General features: G+C 62.6%; 25 protein-coding genes and 1 pseudogene. 11 read left to right on the forward strand and 15 right to left on the reverse strand.

The annotated features are described in order from the left end of the window. Positions 1-196: 196 nt before the first annotated feature. From higA to BRC58_05260, 3 genes and pseudogenes are all read right to left on the reverse strand, one after another. Positions 197-511 (reverse strand): addiction module antidote protein, HigA family, encoded by a 315-nt coding sequence (gene higA, locus BRC58_05250; GenBank protein ID PSP17752.1) that lies wholly within the window; start codon positions 509-511, stop codon positions 197-199. Further along, positions 508-796: pseudogene (locus BRC58_05255) on the reverse strand (plasmid maintenance system killer). Before BRC58_05255 ends, higA begins: the two are co-directional and overlap by 4 nt. A gap of 192 nt (positions 797-988) precedes the next feature. Beyond that, on the reverse strand, positions 989-2,770 hold the full coding sequence (locus tag BRC58_05260; protein PSP17753.1) for a sodium:solute symporter: 1,782 nt from the start codon (positions 2,768-2,770) through the stop codon (positions 989-991). A gap of 151 nt (positions 2,771-2,921) precedes the next feature. Here BRC58_05260 and moaA point away from each other — a divergent pair, with 151 nt between their 5' ends. From moaA to BRC58_05285, 5 genes are read left to right on the forward strand one after another with little or no spacing between them, the layout of a single operon-like run. Further along, on the forward strand, positions 2,922-3,944 hold the full coding sequence (gene moaA, locus BRC58_05265) for a GTP 3',8-cyclase MoaA (protein ID PSP17754.1): 1,023 nt from the start codon (positions 2,922-2,924) through the stop codon (positions 3,942-3,944). 46 nt (positions 3,945-3,990) lie between these two features. Next, positions 3,991-4,395, forward strand: coding sequence for a hypothetical protein (locus tag BRC58_05270; GenBank protein ID PSP17755.1), 405 nt, complete (start codon positions 3,991-3,993; stop codon positions 4,393-4,395). 20 nt (positions 4,396-4,415) lie between these two features. Beyond that, positions 4,416-5,885: a cobyric acid synthase CobQ gene (locus BRC58_05275; GenBank protein PSP17782.1), complete on the forward strand. Its 1,470-nt coding sequence runs from the start codon at positions 4,416-4,418 to the stop codon at positions 5,883-5,885. Then, positions 5,878-6,135: a (2Fe-2S)-binding protein gene (locus BRC58_05280; protein PSP17756.1), complete on the forward strand. Its 258-nt coding sequence runs from the start codon at positions 5,878-5,880 to the stop codon at positions 6,133-6,135. Before BRC58_05275 ends, BRC58_05280 begins: the two co-directional genes overlap by 8 nt. 43 nt (positions 6,136-6,178) lie before the next feature. Continuing rightward, positions 6,179-6,565, forward strand: a complete 387-nt coding sequence (locus BRC58_05285) for a hypothetical protein (protein PSP17757.1) — start codon at positions 6,179-6,181, stop codon at positions 6,563-6,565. Between the two features lie 517 nt (positions 6,566-7,082). Here the strand turns inward: BRC58_05285 and BRC58_05290 are convergent. The 10 genes from BRC58_05290 to BRC58_05335 form a co-directional block, all read right to left on the reverse strand. Beyond that, entirely contained in the window at positions 7,083-7,304 is a 222-nt protein-coding gene (locus BRC58_05290) for a hypothetical protein (GenBank protein PSP17758.1), read from the reverse strand. Positions 7,305-7,358: 54 nt separating this feature from the next. Then, complete coding sequence (locus BRC58_05295) at positions 7,359-7,943, reverse strand: hypothetical protein (protein PSP17759.1); 585 nt, start codon at positions 7,941-7,943, stop codon at positions 7,359-7,361. A gap of 256 nt (positions 7,944-8,199) precedes the next feature. Beyond that, the gene (locus tag BRC58_05300) at positions 8,200-9,717 is read right to left on the reverse strand and encodes an AAA family ATPase (GenBank protein PSP17760.1); all 1,518 of its coding nucleotides are present in this window, start codon (positions 9,715-9,717) and stop codon (positions 8,200-8,202) included. Between the two features lie 15 nt (positions 9,718-9,732). After that, positions 9,733-10,233 carry a metal-binding protein gene (locus tag BRC58_05305; GenBank protein PSP17761.1) on the reverse strand — a complete coding sequence of 167 codons (501 nt, stop codon included), beginning with the start codon at positions 10,231-10,233 and terminating at the stop codon, positions 9,733-9,735. A gap of 7 nt (positions 10,234-10,240) precedes the next feature. After that, positions 10,241-10,753 carry an RNA-binding protein gene (locus BRC58_05310; protein ID PSP17762.1) on the reverse strand — a complete coding sequence of 171 codons (513 nt, stop codon included), beginning with the start codon at positions 10,751-10,753 and terminating at the stop codon, positions 10,241-10,243. A gap of 3 nt (positions 10,754-10,756) precedes the next feature. Further along, positions 10,757-11,917, reverse strand: coding sequence for a membrane protein insertase YidC (locus BRC58_05315; GenBank protein ID PSP17763.1), 1,161 nt, complete (start codon positions 11,915-11,917; stop codon positions 10,757-10,759). A gap of 93 nt (positions 11,918-12,010) precedes the next feature. Continuing rightward, positions 12,011-12,403, reverse strand: coding sequence for a ribonuclease P (locus tag BRC58_05320; GenBank protein ID PSP17764.1), 393 nt, complete (start codon positions 12,401-12,403; stop codon positions 12,011-12,013). Then, positions 12,375-12,752 (reverse strand): ribonuclease P protein component, encoded by a 378-nt coding sequence (locus BRC58_05325; protein ID PSP17765.1) that lies wholly within the window; start codon positions 12,750-12,752, stop codon positions 12,375-12,377. The genes BRC58_05320 and BRC58_05325 overlap by 29 nt, the downstream gene beginning before the upstream one ends. A gap of 3 nt (positions 12,753-12,755) precedes the next feature. Beyond that, complete coding sequence (gene rpmH / locus BRC58_05330; GenBank protein ID PSP17766.1) at positions 12,756-12,893, reverse strand: 50S ribosomal protein L34; 138 nt, start codon at positions 12,891-12,893, stop codon at positions 12,756-12,758. 68 nt (positions 12,894-12,961) lie between these two features. Then, positions 12,962-13,501: a hypothetical protein gene (locus BRC58_05335; GenBank protein PSP17767.1), complete on the reverse strand. Its 540-nt coding sequence runs from the start codon at positions 13,499-13,501 to the stop codon at positions 12,962-12,964. A 286-nt stretch (positions 13,502-13,787) separates the two neighbouring features. Here BRC58_05335 and BRC58_05340 point away from each other — a divergent pair, with 286 nt between their 5' ends. The 6 genes from BRC58_05340 (at position 13,788) to BRC58_05365 (ending at position 19,305) form a co-directional block, all read left to right on the forward strand. After that, positions 13,788-14,933, forward strand: a complete 1,146-nt coding sequence (locus tag BRC58_05340) for an NAD(P)(+) transhydrogenase (Re/Si-specific) subunit alpha (protein ID PSP17768.1) — start codon at positions 13,788-13,790, stop codon at positions 14,931-14,933. 28 nt (positions 14,934-14,961) lie between these two features. Continuing rightward, positions 14,962-15,243: an NAD(P) transhydrogenase subunit alpha gene (locus BRC58_05345; GenBank protein PSP17769.1), complete on the forward strand. Its 282-nt coding sequence runs from the start codon at positions 14,962-14,964 to the stop codon at positions 15,241-15,243. Between the two features lie 24 nt (positions 15,244-15,267). Further along, positions 15,268-16,665, forward strand: coding sequence for an NAD synthetase (locus BRC58_05350; GenBank protein PSP17770.1), 1,398 nt, complete (start codon positions 15,268-15,270; stop codon positions 16,663-16,665). Between the two features lie 578 nt (positions 16,666-17,243). After that, positions 17,244-17,603, forward strand: coding sequence for a hypothetical protein (locus BRC58_05355; GenBank protein ID PSP17771.1), 360 nt, complete (start codon positions 17,244-17,246; stop codon positions 17,601-17,603). A gap of 101 nt (positions 17,604-17,704) precedes the next feature. Further along, entirely contained in the window at positions 17,705-18,817 is a 1,113-nt protein-coding gene (locus BRC58_05360; protein ID PSP17772.1) for an ABC transporter substrate-binding protein, read from the forward strand. Between the two features lie 83 nt (positions 18,818-18,900). After that, entirely contained in the window at positions 18,901-19,305 is a 405-nt protein-coding gene (locus BRC58_05365; protein PSP17773.1) for a hypothetical protein, read from the forward strand. Positions 19,306-19,392: 87 nt separating this feature from the next. On the opposite strand, the gene cbbX is transcribed toward BRC58_05365, so the two are convergent. Further along, a complete protein-coding gene (gene cbbX / locus BRC58_05370) occupies positions 19,393-20,424 on the reverse strand; it encodes a CbbX protein (protein PSP17774.1) in 1,032 nt (343 codons plus the stop codon). 88 nt (positions 20,425-20,512) lie between these two features. Continuing rightward, the gene (locus tag BRC58_05375) at positions 20,513-20,941 is read right to left on the reverse strand and encodes a ribulose bisphosphate carboxylase small subunit (protein ID PSP17775.1); all 429 of its coding nucleotides are present in this window, start codon (positions 20,939-20,941) and stop codon (positions 20,513-20,515) included. Positions 20,942-20,980: the final 39 nt, after the last annotated feature.

Here is a 20,980-nt window from a genome sequence, read left to right on the forward strand (position 1 = left end):
GCCGCGTGGGGTAGGCTGGGGTGGTAGCTTCCATGGCTTGTTTTCCTTTTTCTTCGGTAAGACAGCCTACGCCATGGAAGCTCTCTGACTTTTAAAACACCCTCTCAAACGACTGGCTTGACTCTCACTACTTCTAAAACACCCTCTTATTAGAGTAGCACAGTTAGCCGCCCTAAAGGGCGGGGCTTGTATCCCGCTAGTTTTGGTCAGCAGATACGAACCGCTCCACTGAAATCTCCGCCGAGCGCTGACGCATAGCTTCCGTGTCATACCACGCTTGCAAGCGCAGCAAGGTCTCCATGGAGATCCCAAAAGCTTTCTCCAGCCGTAGGGCCATCTCAGGCGTCAAAGCCGTTTTCTCATGGACGAGATCGGATAGAGAGGCCCGACGCACCCCAAGGGCTTGCGCCGCACACGAAATGGAGAGCTCCAGCTCTTCCAAGATTTCCTCACGGATGAACTGACCTGGATGAGGAGGCTTCATCCCAACTTGAGAAACAGTCTTGCTCATGAGTGGTAACCTTCCAAATCGAGGTTGTAAATCTCACCATCCCTGACATCAAAAGTAAGGCGCCAGTTGCCAGAAACCGATACAGTCCACGTACCAGCACGCTTGCCTGAGAGTTGGTGGATGCGCCAACCGGGTGGTCCGACAACTCCAATCCATGTCGGAAGCAGCCAACAGTACGGCCAAGATATTGCGGATGCGCTTGACGAGGTTGCCAGGGAGGCCACGGCCATCATCCTCTTCGAGCAAACGCCGGAGCCCTTTATGGCGAACGCTACGAATGCGCATCCTATACTCAGTATCGTACGGTATGGCCGTACAAATATCAATGAGTTAGGCAGAGCAACCGGCGCTGCTCTGCGGTGGCAACTTACTTAAAGCGGATAGTAAGCGCCGTTTCGTCAGCCCAAGGAAGCACTTTTCCCTGATGCTGGAGGCGCACGCACTGCCCTAGGCCCCAGTTCCACCTGATAGGGGATGTCAGGCTTTGACCTCTCGCGAGAGGTGGCGGAACCACACCCAGTACAGCCCAATGGATAGCAACACAAAGGCCAGGGCCAGCCCGCCCAACTGGTCCCACTGCCGCATGACCAGCATCATGCCTATCAAAAACAGCACTAGCTGCCAGGGCACGGCCACCAGCAATGCCACCAAATCCCGGCGGTTCTCCGCGCGGATTTGGGCCTGCGTGCCGCGCTCGAGCTGGCTGCGGATGGGACCCCAAGCGCCAAACGGACGCGTGACGCGATAGAAGCGATCCAGCACCTCAAACGGGGTGGGCTCGCTCGCCCAAGTGCCGACCAGGCAGCCCAGGAGCGAGGCACCGCTCGGCAGCAGAAACACCGCATACTCGGGCATGTCAATGCCACTCGCTCTGACCGCGATCGCCGCTGCCATGCCCGCCAGGGTGCCCAGGGCAAAGCCGTAGCCGTTAAAGCGCCACCAGTACCAGCGCAGAAGCAGCGGCACGATCAGCCCGGCACCCAGCCCGTAGGTCAGAAAGCCCCAGATTTGCTCGATGGTCCCGGCGGCAAAGCTGAATCCAACGCCCAGGGCAACTACGCCCACCGAGGCCAAGCGGCCCTGGAGGACGAGCTGGCGCTGCGAGGCATTGGGATTGAGATAGCCCTGATAAATATCGCGCACCCAGTAGGCGGCACTGGCATTGATGACCGAATCGAAGGTGGACATGGCCGCCGCGACAAAACAGGCCACCAGCAACCCCGTCACCCCCACCGGAATGTACTCGGAGATGACAGTGGGCAAAATCAGCTCGGGATCGGCGATCGCCTCCTGCGTGGCACTGTAGTGGATGCCCAACACGGCAAAGGCGGTCACCAGCGGCCAGCGAAACGCCAGCATCAGGATCCAAAACAGCGACAGCAAGCCCGCCTCGCGATCGCTGCGGGCGGCAAAATAGCGCTGCAGCATGTAGCCGCCCGAGCCCCCCATGCCCTGCATGACCGTTTTGACCGTATAGAAAAACAGCGTCACGCCCAGCAGGTTGTAGCTAGCGTATTGCCCGGGCAGGTCCAGCGCCAGCGGCGGTACCAGGCTGCTCCACTCGGCCAGCGAGGTCCGGACGGTTTCGAACTCGCCGCCGCCGAGTGGTACCGAGACCGAGAAAGTCTCCGGGAGGCTGGCGGTTTGGAAGGCCACCGCGCAGACATAAATAATGGCCGCAAAGATCAGCACGCCCTGAAAGACATCGGTCCAGATGACGCCGTAAAAGCCGCTGGCCGCGGTGTAGATCATGGCCAGACCGATGGCCGCCAGCGAGGCCGCGCGCTGCTCGATGCCCAGAAACTCGGCAAAAAACTTGCCCCCGCCCACGGCAAAGTAGCTAATAATGCTGATCGACACGGCCAAGTTGGCCAAGGCGCTAACAATGCGCGCGAGGTTGCCCTGCCGGCCGGCGCCAAAGCGCAAGCGCATCCATTCGGCCAGGGTCATGACCTGGGCGCGCCGGGTCCATTTGCCCATAAACACCATGAAAAACGCCATGATGAGGACAATGCCGCCGCGCAGCTCGATGAAAAAGCCCTTGGTTCCCAGCGCGTAGACCAAGGCGGCAATCAGCATGGTCCCGGCAATGTCGGTGTTGGAGGCCATGCCCGAGGAGCCCAGCGCCCACCAGGGCAGGCTGCGGTTGCCCAGAAAGTAGGCATTGATGCCGCGGGCTGCCCGGCGCTGCAGGACAATGCCCAGCGCCACGATCCCCAGCAAGTAGAGCGCCACAATGGCGTAGTCGATGGGCTGCATGAGCGTCCCCAATGCTCGCGATCGCACGCCATGCTAGCAGCGGGCGCCCGGGCGGCCTTGGATGCGGCGGTCGCATCGCCCCAATGCCCCAGGCGGGCGTGCTGCGATCGCGGCGGATTAAGATCGGGACCAAGCTATCTGCGCCTGCCCCATGGCCGATCACGACGCCATCACCGACACGCTGGGCCGACCGCTGCGCGATCTGCGCATCTCGGTCACCGATCGCTGCAACTTCCGCTGCACCTACTGCATGCCCAAGGCCCTGTTCGAGGGCGAGGCGGCCTTCTTGCCGCGATCGCAGCTGCTGAGCTTTGCCGAGATCGAGCGCTTGGCCCGCAACTTTGCCGCCCAGGGCGTACGCAAGATCCGCCTCACCGGGGGCGAACCGCTACTGCGGCCCCAACTGGAGCGCCTGGTGGCCGCCCTGGCCCAGATCCCGGGCATTGAGGACATTGCGCTCACCACCAACGGGTCGCTGGTGACCCCGGCCAAGGCGCGCGCGCTGCGCGATGCCGGCCTCAACCGCATGACCGTCAGCCTCGATGCCCTGGATGAGGCCACCTTCCAGGCCATTAATGATGTGGGCGTCTCGGTGGCCCAAGTGCTGGCCGGCATTGAAAACGCTGCGGCCGCCGGGCTGACCCCCATCAAGATCAATGCCGTCATCAAGCGCGGGGCCAACGAAGGCAGCATCCTGCCGCTCGCGCGCCAGTTCCGCGGCAGCGGTCACATCGTGCGCTTTATTGAGTACATGGATGTGGGCACCCGCAATGGCTGGCGCTGGGACAACGTGGTCTCGGCGGCCGAGATCTGCGATGCCATCGACACCCGCTATCCCATCGCGCCCCTCGAGCCCAACCACACCGGTGAGGTGGCCGAGCGCTGGCAGTACCGGGATGGGGCCGGCGAAATCGGCATCATCGCTTCGGTGACCCAGCCCTTTTGCGGCAGCTGCCGGCGGGCACGCCTCTCGGCTGAAGGAGCGCTCCATACCTGCTTGTTTGCCAGCGAGGGCCACGACTTGCGCGGGTTGCTGCGCGGCGGAGCCAGCGACGGTGAGTTTCAGGCGCGCATTGCCGCCATTTGGCAGCAGCGCCGTGATCGCTACTCCGAGCTGCGCGCTCATTCCCCCTCGGGAGTGTCCAAGGTGGAGATGTCCTACATCGGCGGATAGCCTGCCCCATCTAAAATAGGGGCCGCCGCCTGTTGGAATCCGTGCCATGGCTGCCTCCGCTGACGGGCAGGACCTTCAGTACCCGCCGCATACGGTGGCGCGCGCCGATCAGGCCCTGCGTTGCTCGCCCTTTCGCCTGCCGCTATTCGCCCAGATGCGCAGCGACAGCATTCCGGTCTCCACCATTGCCGGCGAGCGGGGCGTGCAGCACGGCTACGCGCAGCGCTCGCTCTCGGAGCTGGCGGCCGAGCGCGAGCTGGGATGGCTCATTAGCGTGGGGCTGCTGCGGCGCGAGGTGGACGGCCAGGGCATCACCGATAGCTTTCGCCTCACACCGCTGGGCCGCCAGCTGGTGGCCAAGTGGGAGGCGCGCGGTGGCAGCTGGCCGGCGCCTTCGCTGGGCGAGCGCTTGCGCGATCGCCTCAACCGCTGGTTGCGCCTGTCGCTGTGAGCGCCCTGCCGCCAGCCATCATGGTGGTGGGGACCACCTCCCACGCCGGCAAATCGCTAATTGCAACCGCCATCTGCTGCATGCTATGGCGGCGCGGTTGGCGCGTGGCGCCGTTTAAGGGCCAAAACATGGCCCTCAATGCCTACATCACCCCAGACGGGCACGAGATCGGCCACGCGCAAGCCGTCCAGGCCTGGGCGGCCGGGGTTACCCCCCGGGTAGAGATGAACCCCATCCTGCTCAAGCCCCAGGGGGATATGACCTCGCAGGTGGTGCTCAACGGCCGCGCTGTGGGCCGCACCCATGCCTCGGATTACTACGAGCAGTACTTCCAACCCGGGTGGCAGGCGATCGAGCAGGCGCTGGCAGCGCTAGGGCGCGATTGCGACCTAATCGTGGCCGAGGGCGCGGGTAGCCCGGCCGAGATCAACCTCAAGCACCGCGATCTGACCAACATGCGGGTTGCGCGCCACCTCAACGCTGCAACCCTGCTAGTGGCCGATATCGATCGCGGCGGCGCGTTCGCCCACATCGTGGGCACGCTGGAGCTGCTGGATCCGGCCGAGCGTGCCCTCATGCGCGGGGTGGCCATCAATAAGTTCCGCGGCCAGCGCGCGCTGCTGGAGCCGGGCCTGCGCTGGCTGCAAGAGCGCACTGGCCTGGCGGTGACGGGGGTGCTGCCTTGGCAGGATCGCGCCTTTCCCGCTGAGGATTCGCTCAGCCTGCCCGAGCGCTCGACCGGCCGGGGTGATGCCGAGCTGACCCTGTGCGTCATTCGCCTGCCGCGCATTGCCAATTTCACCGACTTTGAACCGCTAGAAGCCGAGGCGAGCGTTGCGCTGCGCTACTGCGAGCCCCACGACACGCTGGGTCAGCCCGATGCCGTCATCCTGCCGGGCTCCAAAACGACGCTGGCCGATCTGGAAGCGCTGCAAGCGAGCGGCATGGCAGCGCAACTGCAGCATTATGCCGCTCGGGGCGGCCGCATCTTGGGCATTTGCGGCGGCTTTCAAATGTTGGGCCGCACCCTAGCCGATCCGCAGGGCCGGGAAGGCAAAACCGGCTGCCACCCGGGCCTGGATCTGCTGCCGCTCGAGACCGCCATCGAGCCGGACAAGGTGGCCCGCCAGCGCCGCACGCGCGCCCGCTGGCCGCAGCTGGGGCTGACCGTGGCGGGCTACGAGATCCACCAAGGCCAAACGCGAGCGAGCGAGCCGGCCAATGGTTTGCAGCCGCTATTCGACGACCCCGATTTGGGCGCCTGCAACGCCGCTGGTACGGTCGGCGGTTGCTACCTGCACGGGATTTTTGACAACGGCCCCTGGCGCCGCGCCTGGCTGAACGCCCTGCGGCGGGCGCGCGGGCTGCCCGAGCTCGCGGTTGAGGTGGCCGACCACCACCAGCAGCGAGAGGCTACCCTGGATGCAATCGCCGATTGGGGCGAGACTTATTTGGACCTAACGCCGCTACTGCCCGACGCCCATGAGTAACGAGGCCCCCACTAGCGTACAAGTGCGCTTTTTGCCCAACGATGTGGCGATCGCGGCCGAACCAGGCGAGCCGCTGCTGCAAGTGGCGGAGCGGGCAGGGGTGTTCATTCCCACCGGCTGCCTGATGGGCAGCTGTCACGCCTGCGAAGTGGAGCTGGGCGACGGCACCCCCATTTGTGCTTGCATCTCGGCCGTACCCAGCGAGCAGGACTCGCTGACGATCGCGCTGCTCGAGGATCCGGTCTGGTAGTGGAGTTGGGTCCAAACGCTGTATTGCGATCGCCTCGCATAGCATGACATCCCGTATCCCGGCTCAAGCACCGCTCCACTGGCAGGGAACGCTGCTTTGGGTTGCAGTCATTTCAGCCACTCTGGGGCTATTTGACTGGCTAGTAACGCTGGGCGTCCTACCAGTCCAAGCTCAGTTCCCCGATCGGCCTTTCCTGCAAGACTTTGCGGCTTTCTGGTTGCAGCTAACCGTCTGGCTGGGGCTCGTTCTCCCTACCGTTGCGCTGCTTTTGGGATGGCGGCGCCCTCTCTGGCGGCAGGTCATGGGCTATTATCTGCTGGTGGTGTTCGCCCAGGTCTTAACTGCACGCATCTTGGACAAAGCGCTATTTGCCACTATGGATGCTCCCACCAGCACCCTCTACGCTGCCCTGCGCCTTTGGCAGTTGTAGTGCGGGCACGTTGCAGTGACAAACTCCCCTGCTCAGCGCCCGCGGCAGCTACTGCTTGAGCAATTCGTCTTGGGAGCGCTGTTTGCTTTTACTGCACTCAACTTGGGGTTGTGGGCCGTCGCGTTTTGGCCGCTGCTGGTTTAGCGCCATGGCCTTAAGGCAGCTCTCAATCAATTCAATCAATGGAGGCTCCCCACACAACTGCTCCCCTCCCCAGAGAAACGGTTAGCCCGATCCTACCGCTTTAAGGTGCTCTTGGCAGATTGCGTTCGCTTCCGATCCGTTTAGGATGCTCTAGAACCGCAAAACCTCGCGTTCGTAGCCAGCCGGGCACGGCTCTGTTTCCCACACGATACCTTCGCCTGGCTCCAGTGACACCTCAATGCGCGTGCTGAGCGAGCTGCTGTTTGCCGCCATGGTCGTCCCAGCAGGCACGCCCTATACTGCCTTTCGCCTGTGGCAGCTGTGGCGCGGGCATACCCTCGTTGCCGCGTTTCCGGCGCCGCACCAGCCGCAGCTATGGCTCGAGCAAATCGTGCTGGGCGTGCAGTTTGCCTTTGCCGCCTTCAATCTGGGCATGCTCTTGGCGATCATTTGGCCGGCCACCGTCTCGCTCGGTTGAAGCTGCCCATTGGGGCTCGTCCCGGGTCAGCCGAATTTGGGCCAGAACGAAAATCGCTGGAATGATGCGGCCGTAATTGGTGGCGATGGTCCGCCAGCCCAAATCGGTTAATACCAATTCTCGTGGCTTGTGCACTAGATTGCGATCTCCGAAACCCCCTCAATATGGGAGTTATGTCCTTTGGTAAACGTGCATCCGCTGCTCAAATTGGTATAAGAACCAGCCCCACAGGGCCGGTCCCACAAACGAGAGCGCCGCGCGGGCGGTACTGTAGCGGGCAGCCGATGCTGCCATGCCCTGGCGGGCGGCGTGCAAGGCTGCTTGATGGCCAACGGCAGCCGTACCAGCCTGTGCTAGCGCCTGTTGGGCAGCTTGGTAGCGAGCGAGCTGCCAGGCAAACTGGCGGGCCAATTGGCGCAGCAGCATCGGTCCCAGAACGGTACTGACCGCTGCCGCGCCCCTACCTTTGAGCAGTAGGCGGGCTGGATCGCGCTGCACGCGGGCGGGCAGCGGTTGGCTGGCATCACGCTCGGCTAGCGATCGCTGCAGTTGCGCCAGCAGCGCTTGCTGTCGCTCAACGGGCAAGCGCTTCCAAGCCCGGCCGCTCAAGCGCAGAAAAACCTCGGCTTCCAGATCCGGGGTGGAGAGGGCAGCAATGTCGGTCAGCTTGAGGTAGTGGCAGGTGCGCAGCAGGGCCTGACGGTAGGTTAGCTGTTGAGCGCGCCCTTTGAGCACGGTCGCGCCGTCCGCCGCCAAAAAGCGAAACCGCGCCTCCAGGGCTGCTAGTTGGGCCTAGCGCGAGCGGCTCCGGATCTCGGCCGGCTCGGGTGCCTGCAAGTAGTCCAGCGGGTTGAAGCGGCGGCTGAATAACAGCCGCACCAGCTCATCGAGCTCGGCATCTTCGGCTAGCGCTAGGGCAGCTGTCAGCTCGTCTGCGCCGTCGGTCTGGGTTGGCATCCGCGCCACCGCAAAAACTTAATTTCTATCTTGCCACCCACCCAACTGAGCCGGGCTACTGTTGGAGCTGGCGCTGGATGCGGCTGCTCAAATCGCCCTCGCGCGAGGCAGGGCGCGCCTTGCCCGAGGCGACCCAGCTCTGCAGGAACTGAATCTCATCCTGGGCCGTGCGCGCCAGCGGCACGATCTCGCTGGCGGCCTCCAAGATGTCTTCGGTGGTGAAATCGCGCTCCTGACTGAAGCCCGTGTGCATGGCTTCAATGATGGCCTGCTCGATCTCGGCCCCTGAGAACTCGGGCGTCTCGTGCGCCAGCCGCTCGAGGTCGAATTCTTTGACCTTGTGCGGGCGCAGTCGCGATAGATGCACGTTGAAAATGGCCTGGCGCTCTGACTCGGTGGGCAGATCGACAAAAAATACCTCGTCAAAGCGCCCTTTGCGCAGCATCTCGGGCGGCAGGGCCCGCACGTTGTTGGCCGTTGCGACCACAAAGACCGCGGACTCTTTTTCCGCCAGCCAGGTAATAAAGGTGCCGAACACCCGGCTGGTGGTCCCACCGTCGCCGCTGCTATCGGCGCCCGAGAAGGCCTTGTCAATTTCGTCGATCCACAGCACGCAGGGGGCCAGCGCCTCCGCCAGCGCGATGGTCTGGCGGGTGCGCGATTCGGACTCGCCCACCAGACCGGCGAACAAGCGGCCCACATCCAGCCGCAGCAGCGGCAGGTGCCAGTCGTGCGCGATCGCTTTGGCCGTTAGCGACTTGCCCGTCCCTTGGATGCCCACCAGCAGCAAGCCGCGCGGGTGGGGCAGACCGTAGGCCCGCGCCCGGTCGCTAAAGGCCCCGCCGCGGCGCAACAGCCACGCCTTGAGGTTGTCCAGCCCGCCAATGTCGGAGATGTTCTCGCAGGTGGGATAAAAATCCAGAATTTGAGTTTGCCGGATGGACTGGCGCTTTTCCTCTAGCACCAGCTCGACGGCGTCCGGTTGCAGCTCGCCGCGATCGGCCAGCGCGCGCGCCAGCACGCGCCGGATGCGCTCGAGCGAGAGCCCCTGGGCCGAGCGGACTAACTCGTTGAGGAGCTGCTCGGAAACGGAACGACTGCTAGCAGCGAGCAGGCGCTGGATTTCGGCTCGAATGTCCTCGGCGCTGGGCAGCGGAAACTCCACCACCGTCAGCACCTCGCTCAGATCGGTGGGGATGGACAGCTCGGGCGAGACGATGGCGACATTGATGGAGCGCGACTTCAAACGGCGCGCCAAATTGCGCAGCTTGCGGGCGACCGAGATGTCTTCCAAAAAGCGATGGAAGTCGCGCAGCACGACAATGCTGCCTGCGTTGTCAGGCAGCTGCTCGATGAACTCGAGCGCTTGCAGCGGGTTGCGCTGCCCGATCCCGGCATTGTTGGGATTGTCCTGATAGCCATCGACAAAATCCCAGATGTAGACGTTGCGATTGCCCGCGCGCTGGGCGCAGTCGGCGATCGCTTGCTCCACGCGCTCTTCTTCGGGCGTGGGAATGTAGAGCAGCGGATAGCAGGCACGCAGCAGCAGCTCGAATTCGTCGCGAAAGCTCATAGTTTGCCTCGCGTCCTAGGCATTGTCCGATTCCGCAAGTTGCGCTTTGAGCGCTTCCAGCGGCGCCCAACGGCTGTCGCGCTGTGGCCCATCCCGATACGCGTACTGGCTTTGCACCGACTCTTCGCCACATAAGGCCTGCAGCGGCAGGCTCAAGCACAGCTGCTCGTACAGCCACCCTTCCGGCGAGAACGTCCCATCGGGCGGCAAGGACTCCCAGCACTGCTCCAGCGGCACTTCGCCATCGGCAGGGGGAGCGTCGGCATCCCGCAGCCAGATGAGCTCTTGGGTATCCACCCACAGCCGCTGGTTGTACTGTTGCAGGCTGCGATCACAAGTCAGCGTTGCGATGGTCTCGGCCCGGCCGACAACCGTCAGGTAGTAACCGCAGTGGGTGACGGTTAGCCCGCCGCGCACCGGCGTTAGGCTCTCAAAGCCCTCTAGGAATTCCGCAACGGGGATGTGCAGTTGCCCGCCGGGTTGCTTGCGGAGTTGGGGAATGGCGATGGCTTCCATGGCTCGCTCAGGCGGGATTGCGCTCGGGACGGTAGCGCACGGCCAAGTAGCGGTTGGGCTCCTGACCGCGACTGTAGGTCTCTAGATCGCGGTATTGCTTGAGCCAGGTATGGACCTGCCGGCGCTCGGCTGAGGACAGGGACTCAATGTACGATTCTTGTCCGGTTTCGCGTACTTGCTGGGCAACGCGCTCGGCCAGCTCTTGCAGTTGTTGCTGCCGCCGCTGGCGGTAGCCGTTGAGCTCGATGGCGTACGCGCTCTGGGCATCTGGGGCCAGTCCCTGATTCAGCAGCGTGTTGGCCCAGTACTGCAAGGCATCCAGCGGTGCCCCATCCGCGCCTAGCAGCGACTCGAGCTGCTGCTGCGTCAGCGCCATCTCGTCAATAACCAGCCACTGGGCTTCTGCATCGCACGCTGCCACCAGCTCGGCAGAGGGCGCTTTGACAGCCACCGGGATTCCCATAAGCGCCAGCGCGCGCTCCAGCCATTCCTTGCCTCGCTGCCACTGCGCCTCGGCCATCGCCTAGCCCGATGCTTGCTCTTTTTCCTTTTTCTTCGAGCGCTTCTCAAACGGCAGCTCGTCCTCTCCCTGCGCTTTGGCTTGCTGTTGCTCCTGCTGCTCGGCCAGCTTTTGCAAGTTCTCGGGCAGGGGCTCGCGCATCAGGATCAGGGTTTGCAGGATCTGGAAGATGTTGGCAACGACGATGTAGAGCAGCACCCCGGCCGGTAAGGGAAAAAACAGGAACATCCCGGTAAACAGGATGGGCGTAATTTTGGTAATGAGCTGCTGTTGGGGATTGGCGCTCGAGCCTTGCTGGCCTGAGAGCACCTGGTTGAGGTACAAGCTCAGGCCAAAGAACAGCACCATGCCCACAATGTCCCAGTGAACGGTGCCGTCCTCATCGACGGCGCCCACGCGGCCCAGCGCCTCAATGAACAGGAAGCCTTCGTCTTTGGCAACGCCCGGAATTTTGGCCTTAATGGAGGCCTCGCCGGGCTGGAGGGCTTCGATGGTGCCATCCTCGCTAACGCGCACCCGCTGCGAGCCGCGGGTCACTTCAAACTGCGGCTGCATGGCCACCTGTGCTTCCTCCTGGGCAGCGAGGGCTTGCAGGGGCTTGCCTTGCTCGGTCTGGAACGCAACCTGGGTGCGATCGCCCACGGCGAGCTGCTTGCCGCTGGGCAGGGTGGAAACGATGGGATAGCGCTCGTCTTTATCCAGATAGACGTTTTTGGCCTCACTGGTAAAGGCCTGCGGCTGGACGCGCTCGAGTTGGTCTTGCGGGAAAATCTCGATGTTGAAGGTGTACTCGGCAGCCGAGAAGGGCGAGCCCCGCAGCGTGGTGAAGAGCGCGATCAGGATGGGCATCTGCAGCAAGATGGGAACGCACCCCGCCAGCGGGTTGCCGAACTCCTTGTAGACCTCGCTCATCGCCTGCTTTTGCTGGGCGGGGTCATCCTTGTAGCGCTCTTGCACCTCCTTAACCCGCCGCTGCATCTCGGGCTGGGCGATCCGCATCCGCCGCATGCTGCGGATGGACTTGGCGCTCAGCGGATAGAGGGCAAAGCGGATGACTAGCGTCAGCGCAATGATGGCGAAGCCGTAGCTGGGCACAATCCTGTAGAAAAAATCCAGGATTGGCAGCATGATGGTATTGGAGAGGAAGCCGATGCCGAAATCCATTCGTTGCTCGTCTGGCCCTGGCGCCGTGTTGCTGTCTCAATCCTAATCGATTGGCTGCCCCGCGCGGGGCGCGCTGGCAGCGAGCCGCTCGGCTCAGCTGGCGATCGCCTCCAGCGGCTTCCCGGTTTTGTCGGCAGCTCGCTCGGCAATGTAGTTGTAAATATCGCGGTGCTTGGGGACTGCGCGCATCTCGAGGCGGCTTTTATCGCGCATCGTAATGACGATGTCACCCCAAAGCCCGATGCCGCGGGGCACTTGCACGATTTTGGCGATTTCGGAGTAAACGATATCGGTACGGTCGCGACTGCGCCAACCGCCGCGGATGGAGATCCGGCGGTCGGTGATGCGATAGCGCAACCATAGCGCCCGCACGATAGCTCCCACCGTTAGCGGCAGGCAGACCACTGTCAGCGCCAGCAGCAGGTTGATGAGCAAATCGCCCACGTGCGGCCCCCCCTCAAAAAACGTTTCCTCGCGGACTCCCATCGCTTACCTCGGCTCGGACCAGTAGCTGCTCCAATTCTTGCAAAAAATATTGGTAGTCGCAGGCCGAGGCGCCCGGCTTGGCAATGGCAACCACCTTCCAGCCGGGCTGGATCTGGGGAAGCAGGGCCTTAAAGGCAGCTCGCAGCTGGCGCTTGATGCGATTGCGAACGACGGCTTTTTTGCTGACCTTTTGACTGACCGCAATGCCAAATTGGGGCGGCGGCAGTCGCTCGCCGCGAACCGGCAGCGCGCGCAGTGTCAGGTAGCGCCCCCGGCAGCGCAGCCCTTTTTTATAAACGGCCTTGAATGCCTGCCGGCGCTTGAGCCGGTAAGTTTGCGGCAGTCCCACCCGCTAGACCGACAAGCGGTGGCGCCCCTTGCGGCGCCGCGCGTTAATGATGCGCCGGCCGTTATTGGTCCGCATCCGCGCCCGGAAGCCGGATCGGCGTTTTTGCTTTAGCTTGGTACCGCATAGGGTGCGCTTGGGCAACGGCGATCGCCTCCTTGCTTGTAGCTAGCTCCAGCCACCCGATGCTAGCTCAGCTGTGCCTTGGCCGCTCAACCGATGCTTACGATCCAGGTGCCGATGTAGCGCTGGCCGGGGGGCCCTTTTTGGGGACTGACTTGCAGGTGAAAGTAGTAAGTCCCCGCGTAATCTGGATTCTGGACGTTGGAGAGCACGATCTCGGCGCTGCGCTCCCCCGAGAGCGGTTGCTGGGGTACCAGGACGATCTCGTTTTGCTCTTGGCGCCACTCGGCTTGCTCGAGCGGCACAGCATCCCCATCGACGCGGATCTCGATTTTATCGGGGTCGAATTCCCCGTCGTAATAATCGGGGTAGCTGATTCTGAGCTTGTAAGCTCCCTTGTCCTTGAGCTTGCTGGCGGGCACTTTCAAACGGTAGCGGTCGATGGTATCCGGGCGCCCGTCAAAATCCAGGCTATAGTCGAGGATGTTCTTGCGCTCGACGCCGCTAAAGATCGTCAGGCCACTTCCTTGCGCCCAGCTAGCAGCCGGGATGCCAGCCACCCCCAACAAGCACCCGGTAACGGCGGCTCCGGCCACCAGGCGTTTCGCGCGCGATTTTGCTGCAACCATAGCTGTCAAATTCCTCATTAATAGGGAGGCGTGCTGTCTGCGGCAATCGCTACTGACCGACAGCCCCACCTACACAATACCGACTGGCGATGCTTTGCTTGGGTTCCGCCCGCTCGTTGGCGCTCGAACCTCGCGATCGCTGCTGGCTCATGGTAGGGTAGCGCGCCGGAGTGCGGTTGTCGAAATTTGAGGCCCCCTAGAAGCGCGGACGCTTGCCAAGGCCATCCCAACTGCCAGCCCGGACGGTTGCATGCGTACCGACTGCCGTCAATTGCAAGGAGCCTGAATGAAAGTCGCGGTCCCCAAAGAGAGCGCTGCAGGCGAGAAGCGCGTTGCCTTAACGCCCGATGCGGTACGGCGCCTGACCAAAGATGGCTGGGAATGTCAGATCGAAGCTGGAGCCGGCGAGGCAGCCTACTTTAGCGATGCCGATTACCAGGAAGCTGGCGCCTCCGTTGTCACCGATCGGGCTTCACTTTGGGTGGGTGCCGATGCGGTGGCTCGGGTCGCCCCACCCAGCAGCGCGGAAATCCAGCAGCTGCCAGCCGGCAGCGCGGTCGTGGGCTTTTTCGATCCGTTGGGGCAGCCCCGGATCGCCCAGCAGTTGGCCCGGCAAAACATCACGGCGTTGAGCTTGGAGCTGATCCCGCGCATCAGCCGCGCCCAGAGCATGGACGCGCTCTCATCGCAAGCCAACATTGCTGGCTACAAATCCGTTTTGCTGGGTGCCTCGGCGCTCCCCAAGTTCCTGCCCATGCTGACCACGGCAGCCGGAACCATCCGGCCGGCGCAGGCCTTCATCGTCGGCGCTGGGGTAGCCGGCCTGCAGGCGATCGCCACGGCCCGCCGCTTGGGGGCTCTGGTAGAAGCCTTCGACATTCGCCCCGAGGTCAAAGAACAAGTCGAGAGCCTGGGCGCCACCTTTGCTGAGGCCCAGCTGGATGAGGCGGCCACAACCGAGAGCGGCTACGCCCGCGAGGTCTCGCAGGATTCGCAGCAACGCAGCCAGGCCTTAATTGCCGAGTGCGCCGCCCGAGCCGATATCGTCATTACCACCGCTCAAGTGCCGGGCAAGCGAGCGCCCCAGCTAGTCACCGACGCCGCGATCGCGCAGATGCAGCCCGGCTCGGTCATTGTTGATTTGGCTTGCGAGCAAGGCGGCAACTGCGAAGGCATTGAGGCGGGCCGAGAAATTCAGCGCCATGGGGTGACGCTCATCGGCCCGGCCAAATTGCCCTCTTCCATGCCCGTCCACGCCAGCCAGATGTACGCCCGCAACGCTACGTCGCTGCTGCAGCACCTGATCCGGGACGGCCAGCTGCAGCTCGACTTTGAAGACGACATTACCGATAGTACGTGCTTGACCCACGGCGGCGAGATCCGCAACCAGCGCGTCAAAGATGCGCTAGCCGTCGAGGGGACTACCGTCTAGACCCGCTCGACTAAGGAGCTGAATCCGCATGAGTGCAACGGCCCTCATTAGCAGCCTGTTCGTTTTTGTCCTCGCCGCTTTCGTCGGGTTTGAGGTCATCACCAAAGTCCCGCCCACCCTGCACACGCCCCTCATGTCGGGCGCCAACGCCATCTCGGGCATCACCTTGCTAGGGGCAGTCCTGATCGCGGGCAGTGACGGCAGCTCCCTGGCCAGCGGCCTGGGCTTTGCCGCCGTCGTGCTTGCCACCATCAACGTTGTGGGGGGCTTTCTGGTTACCGATCGCATGCTGCAGATGTTCAAAAAATAGACCGCCCGGAGGAGCAACTCGGACGTGAGCGATTATTTGCCCACTGTCATCCAACTCAGCTACATCGTTGCGGTGTCGCTTTTCATCCTAGGGCTCAAAAACCTGGGATCCCCCGCAACAGCTCGAAAAGGCAACCTGCTGTCGGCCACCGGCATGTTGCTGGCTGTGGCCGTCACGCTGCTCCAGCAGCAGATTGTCAGCTACTCGACTATCCTGCTGGGCCTGGCGGTTGGCGCCGCCATTGGGGCCATCCTGGCGCGGCAGGTCGTCATGACGGCCATGCCCCAAATGGTGGGCTTTTTTAACGGCCTGGGCGGTGCCGCTTCGGCCCTGGTTGCCCTGGGCGAGTTTTGGCGCTCGCTCGGGGGCGGCGTTCCGCTCGCCGCGATCGTCACCATCGTGCTGGGGGTCGCAATTGGCGGGCTGACGCTGACGGGAAGCTTGATTGCTGTCGGCAAGCTGCAAGGGGTCATTAGCGGTCAACCCCTGACGTTCCCGCTGCAACGACCGGCAAATGCCCTACTGCTGGCCGGATTGCTGGCCTGCAGTGCCTACCTGCTGGTCAGTCCCGAGAGCCAGTTGGTCTTGCTAGCCACCACCGGCATTGCAGCGCTGTTGGGCATTTTGCTCGTCGTTCCCATTGGCGGGGGCGACATGCCCGTTATTATTTCGTTGCTGAATTCGCTATCCGGCTTAGCTGCCAGCGCCGCCGGCTTTGTTGTGGGCAACAACATGCTGATTGTGGCCGGCGCGCTCGTTGGCGCTTCGGGCCTGATCCTGACCCAAATCATGTGCAAGGGCATGAACCGCTCGCTGCCCAGCGTCCTGTTTGGGGCCTTTGGCGGCGGTAGTGCCGCCACAGCTGGCACTGCGGGAGCGCAGGACGAGCGCTCGGTCCGCTCCATCGACCCCGAAGAAGCCGCCATGATGCTGCGCTATGCCAACTCGGTAGTCATCGTGCCTGGGTACGGCATGGCTGTTGCCCAAGCGCAGCACGCCATCCGCGAGCTCTCCGATCTGCTCGAGCAAGCCGGTGTGGATGTTAAGTACGCCATCCATCCGGTGGCGGGCCGCATGCCAGGGCACATGAATGTGCTGTTGGCCGAGGCCAACGTGCCCTACCCCCAGCTCTACGATATGGACGACATTAACCCTTACTTTGAAAAAACCGATGTCGCCCTGGTGGTGGGGGCTAACGATGTCGTCAATCCGGCTGCCCGCCACGATGCCAGCAGTCCCATTTACGGCATGCCGATTTTGGCTGTGGAGCAAGCGAGCAACACTATCGCCATCAAGCGCAGCCTGGGCCAGGGCTTCTCGGGCGTTGAGAACGAGCTGTTCTTCAAAGACCGCACCATGATGCTGTTTGGCGGCGCCAAAGAGGTGGTGGGACAGCTAGTGACCGAGGTCAAACAGCTCTAGCGCCGCAACGGTTTTGGGACGCGCAGGCCGGATGGGGACGGATCCCAGCCGCCTCACGCCGCTTGGATGCCGGTGCCAGAACGGGCATCGCTAGCGCGGTGTAAGCCCTGCGATAGATTAAGGCACGAGCGCTGCCATATAGGCTCTTAATCGAGTCGATAAGCAGCGAGGCCGCTCTATGGCAGCCGTATCTTGTCCCTGCTGCGGTAGCTCCCGATTGCTGCGCCATGCGCGGCACAATCGCGTATTTTGGTTGTGTCCGTCCTGCCGCCAAGAGGTATTGCCGCTCGAATTGCCTGCTCGCTTCGAGTCCGTCCCTGCTAACAACTCGCACGCCTAGCGTTTCCGCAGCACCGCGGCTGTTAAATGCGTCCGGCTTCTTCCCAGGTCGAGCAGGCACGGGGGAATTTTTCGATCCAAAACGGCTTCTGGTTGGGGCGGCGTTAACTCTGGTAAAGAGATTAGTAAATTAGGGGATATTTGGTCTAGCTTAGTTAATAGAAGGTGCTTGGTTCTTGATAAGCGGACGGGCACTCGCATTTATACCTATCTCTTGTCAAACGAGCTGGGGGAGTACCATGACTAAAACCGTTGTCAACTTGACCGAATCGATCACGCAGGAGGAGCTCAACAAGCGGCTGGACCAATATCCGAGCAACCACCCGTACCGAGCCATCTTTAGCCTGCCCAAGCCCCGCGAGGAGCTCATCTCGTTCATTTTGTGGCGCGTTCCGCACCAATACACTTGCTGCGAGGCCGGTGAGAGCGGGATAGCCAGTGCCGATGCGACGGTTGCCGCGCAGCTGCGATCGCAAATTGTCCAGTTGCTTGAGGAAGGCATGAGCCGGATTTGCCAGCGACGCGATCGCGGGTGCGATGTCACAGCGGCGAGCGAGCGCAACGCCGTCGTTTGCAGTCCCTCGCACTGGTTTGGCTAGCGTGCCCTGGTTGCCCGAGGCCGCCGCGCGGCATGACCATTGCTTGCTAGACTGAGCGGGCGGCCAAGCCCTGCCGCGTCAACAGCCCGCTGGAAAACGCTATGGATGGGTGGCGCAAGCTCAAGCACAACCCGCTCGCTCGCTTGGGGGGCTTGCTGCTACTCGTTTTTTATCTGGCCGTTATTGGGGCCGACTTTGTTGCCCCCTACGACCCCTACGTTGCGCAGCCCAAGGGGTCGTTGCTACCGCCGACCCAAATCCACTGGCAGAACCAACAGGGCGAGTTTGTCTGGCCCTACGTTTATCCCACCCAGCAAGGCCCCGTCCGACTGGAAACGGGCGAGCGGCAGTTGCGCGTTGATCGGGAGCAGCCCGCCCGGTTGACGCTGTTTGCGCGCGGTTCCACCTACCAGCTATTCCAGCTCAAGCTGCCGCTACCGCCCGATTTTCGGCAAGTTGAAATTTGGCCCGGCATTGAATGCGATCGGCACCTGTTCGGGACGCGCGGACCGGCCAAGTTCAACCTGCTAGGCACCGACGAGCAAGGGCGGGACCAGTTCAGCCGCCTCGTTCACGGCGGCCGCATTAGCCTTAGCATCGGGTTGGTGGGCATTGCTGTCTCGTTCCCGCTGGGCATGCTCATCGGCGGCCTGTCGGGCTACTTTGGCGGCTGGCTCGATGCAGCCCTGATGCGCTTGGTGGAAGTGCTGATGGCGATCCCCTCGCTTTATTTGCTCGTGGCGCTATCGGCCGTTTTGCCACCGGGGCTGAGCAGCGCCCAGCAGTTTTTGCTGATCGTCGTCGTCCTGTCGCTGGTCAACTGGCCGGGGCTGGCGCGCGTCATCCGGGGCCAGACGCTATCGCTCAAAGAGCGCGAGTTCGTCGAGGCCTCTCGCGCTATGGGGGCTAGTTCGTTCTACACCATCGCTCGCCAAATCCTGCCCCAGACCGTGACCTACGCCATCATCCAGGCCACGCTGGCCGTCCCCAGCTTTATTGTGGCCGAATCCATCCTGAGCTTGATTGGGCTGGGCATCCAGCAGCCCGATCCGTCATGGGGCAACATGCTCTCGCTGGCCACCAACGCCTCAGTCGTGGTGCTGCAGCCTTGGTTGATTTGGCCGCCGGCGCTGTTGATCGTGCTGACGGTCTGGGCCTTCAACCTGCTAGGGGATGGCCTGCGCGACGCGCTCGATCCGCGCACGCTGCAGTAGCAGGACTGCCCGGAGGCTTTGATGGGGACCCCCCCATTCCTCTATGATGGGCATTAACTTGCCCAGCTCAGCGAGGTCCTGCCATGAACCAAACGCCCGAGCGTGGCGGCGGGAACCTGCCTCCCGAAGATCGGCCGCAGGGGCTGACGCCGGCCGATCTCGATCACGTGGCCAGACTTAACCAGCAGGCCGAGCTGTTGCGCCAGTTTAACGATGCCTGCGGCGAAGCGCTGCAGGGGGTGCTCGAGACGTGCGAGTGGACGATTCGCCCGGGGGCTAAAGGCCCTCTACTAGAGATTACCTGTCCCACCTATGGGGCCTGGCGCCAAATTCTAGAGCGCAGCACCCAGATTGCCAGCTTGCTGCGCGCGATCGCCGGCCCCAATGCCGAGGTCAACCTCAACCAGCCGCGCCATCAGTTTGGCTATCAGCCATCGCCGCAAGCGCTCCAGCTGCGCCAGCAGGCCAGCCGCTACCGGCAGGAGTAAGCCAGCGGTGCGCTATTGGGCACTGCCATGTTTCAACCCCCTACCGAGCATAGGGGGTTGACTGCTTCTGCTCTCGATCCCGACGCCTCAGTTGCCAGCGGCTCCGTCATTGGCATGCGCCTGTTCGAGCTCTTGTGCGCTATCGGGCAGACCGTCCTTAAAGACCCGGCTGGCCAGGATCTCATCGGACTCAATGGTAATCAAATCGCCGGTGGTTAGCTGCCGGCCGCTCGAAAACAGCCGCTTGGCATGGCGCAGCCGGATGCGGTCGATGGCATTGCGGACGCTGCGCGCGTTGGCAAAGTGGGGCATCTGCATGCGCCGCTCGATGTAGTCGCGGAAGGCCTTTTCAGCTTCCGCACTAAAGCGATACTGGTAGCCTTCAATCATGCGACGCGAGATCTCGAGCAACTCATCCGGCGTAAAGTCCGGAAACTCGATGTGGTGGGCAATGCGGGATCGCATGCCCGGGTTGCTCTGGAAGAATTTCTCCATGAGGTGGTCGTAGCCGGCCAGGATGACCACGATGTCGTCCCGCTGGTTCTCCATGAACTGCAGCAGAATCTCGATCGCTTCCTGACCGTAGTCGCGCTCGTTCTCGGGCCGGTAAAGGTAGTAGGCCTCATCGATAAACAGCACGCCACCCATGGCGTTTTTGAGCACCTCTTTGGTCTTGGGCGCCGTGTGGCCGATGTACTCGCCAACCAGGTCGTCGCGCGTAACGGCAACGAGGTGCCCCTTGCGGACGTAGCCCAAACGGTAGAGAATGTCGGCCATGCGCGTGGCCACGGTGGTCTTGCCCGTGCCGGGGTTGCCGGTAAAGCACATGTGCAACCCAGGGTCGGCAGCGTGCAAGCCCATGCGCTTGCGGATCCGACCCACCAGCAGCAAGGTCGCGATTTCGCGGATGCGCTCTTTGACCGGCTGCAGGCCGACTAGCTCCTCGTCCAGCTTGTCGAGGACTTCCTGGATGCGGGCATCCTTGAATTCTTTTTCCAGGTCGATGGGCTCGTCGGTGGAGATCTCATCCAATGAGACCCCTTGTTCTTCTTCCGGCTGCTCCTCTTCTTCGGGCTCCTGCTCGGGTTGCCGGGATCCCCAACTGGTCGCTTGACTCATCGCTGCCCTCCTTTTGAAGCGCTAACGCCACTTCTATTATCGCCAGCCGGCTGGGGCAGCCAAGCTGCCCCAACCAACAGCTAGTCCGTTACTTGCTGTAGCGCTCGCCGGCCGGATTCTCGGCCACGGCGTAGCTGGTCATCATGTAGTGGATGTGGCGGTCGTTGGTCTCCTGCCGCTGCAGCAGGAAGCCAGGATCGTCGTCGGTGGGCCGGTTGACGATAAAGGACAGGGCCATGCTCTGCCGCTCGAGCGTATTGTCGTAGGCATTAACCTTGATGTAGTAGTTGGGATACGCTTTGCGGCACTCGTTGATCTCGTACATGATGGCCTCGGGGTCCTTCATGTCGAACATGGGAAGGCCCCACATCTCCCACTGGTTGTTGCGCGGGTGAGGGTCGTCGGTGAACTCGACGTTGATGACCCAGCCGTTGTTGATGGCGTACTGAACTTGCGCGCGGATTTCATCGTCGGTGAAATCGGGCAAGAACGAAAAGGTTCCTTGCGTCAGTCGCATAAAGCGTCTCCTTCTACGCGTGCGATGGTCTAGCTAGCA

This window comes from Cyanobacteria bacterium QS_8_64_29, assembly GCA_003022125.1.
GTDB lineage: Bacteria > Cyanobacteriota > Cyanobacteriia > Cyanobacteriales > Rubidibacteraceae > QS-8-64-29.

Excerpts from the sequence above, each read along its gene's own strand:
- higA (PSP17752.1), bottom strand. The coding sequence starts at position 511 with ATGAGCAAGACTGTTTCTCAAGTTGGGATGAAGCCTCCTCATCCAGGT.
- BRC58_05260 (PSP17753.1), bottom strand. The coding sequence starts at position 2,770 with ATGCAGCCCATCGACTACGCCATTGTGGCGCTCTACTTGCTGGGGATC.
- moaA (PSP17754.1), top strand. The coding sequence starts at position 2,922 with ATGGCCGATCACGACGCCATCACCGACACGCTGGGCCGACCGCTGCGC.
- BRC58_05270 (PSP17755.1), top strand. The coding sequence starts at position 3,991 with ATGGCTGCCTCCGCTGACGGGCAGGACCTTCAGTACCCGCCGCATACG.
- BRC58_05275 (PSP17782.1), top strand. The coding sequence starts at position 4,416 with ATGGTGGTGGGGACCACCTCCCACGCCGGCAAATCGCTAATTGCAACC.
- BRC58_05280 (PSP17756.1), top strand. The coding sequence starts at position 5,878 with ATGAGTAACGAGGCCCCCACTAGCGTACAAGTGCGCTTTTTGCCCAAC.
- BRC58_05285 (PSP17757.1), top strand. The coding sequence starts at position 6,179 with ATGACATCCCGTATCCCGGCTCAAGCACCGCTCCACTGGCAGGGAACG.
- BRC58_05300 (PSP17760.1), bottom strand. The coding sequence starts at position 9,717 with ATGAGCTTTCGCGACGAATTCGAGCTGCTGCTGCGTGCCTGCTATCCG.
- BRC58_05305 (PSP17761.1), bottom strand. The coding sequence starts at position 10,233 with ATGGAAGCCATCGCCATTCCCCAACTCCGCAAGCAACCCGGCGGGCAA.
- BRC58_05310 (PSP17762.1), bottom strand. The coding sequence starts at position 10,753 with ATGGCCGAGGCGCAGTGGCAGCGAGGCAAGGAATGGCTGGAGCGCGCG.
- BRC58_05315 (PSP17763.1), bottom strand. The coding sequence starts at position 11,917 with ATGGATTTCGGCATCGGCTTCCTCTCCAATACCATCATGCTGCCAATC.
- BRC58_05320 (PSP17764.1), bottom strand. The coding sequence starts at position 12,403 with ATGGGAGTCCGCGAGGAAACGTTTTTTGAGGGGGGGCCGCACGTGGGC.
- BRC58_05335 (PSP17767.1), bottom strand. The coding sequence starts at position 13,501 with ATGGTTGCAGCAAAATCGCGCGCGAAACGCCTGGTGGCCGGAGCCGCC.
- BRC58_05340 (PSP17768.1), top strand. The coding sequence starts at position 13,788 with ATGAAAGTCGCGGTCCCCAAAGAGAGCGCTGCAGGCGAGAAGCGCGTT.
- BRC58_05345 (PSP17769.1), top strand. The coding sequence starts at position 14,962 with ATGAGTGCAACGGCCCTCATTAGCAGCCTGTTCGTTTTTGTCCTCGCC.
- BRC58_05355 (PSP17771.1), top strand. The coding sequence starts at position 17,244 with ATGACTAAAACCGTTGTCAACTTGACCGAATCGATCACGCAGGAGGAG.
- BRC58_05360 (PSP17772.1), top strand. The coding sequence starts at position 17,705 with ATGGATGGGTGGCGCAAGCTCAAGCACAACCCGCTCGCTCGCTTGGGG.
- BRC58_05365 (PSP17773.1), top strand. The coding sequence starts at position 18,901 with ATGAACCAAACGCCCGAGCGTGGCGGCGGGAACCTGCCTCCCGAAGAT.
- cbbX (PSP17774.1), bottom strand. The coding sequence starts at position 20,424 with ATGAGTCAAGCGACCAGTTGGGGATCCCGGCAACCCGAGCAGGAGCCC.
- BRC58_05375 (PSP17775.1), bottom strand. The coding sequence starts at position 20,941 with ATGCGACTGACGCAAGGAACCTTTTCGTTCTTGCCCGATTTCACCGAC.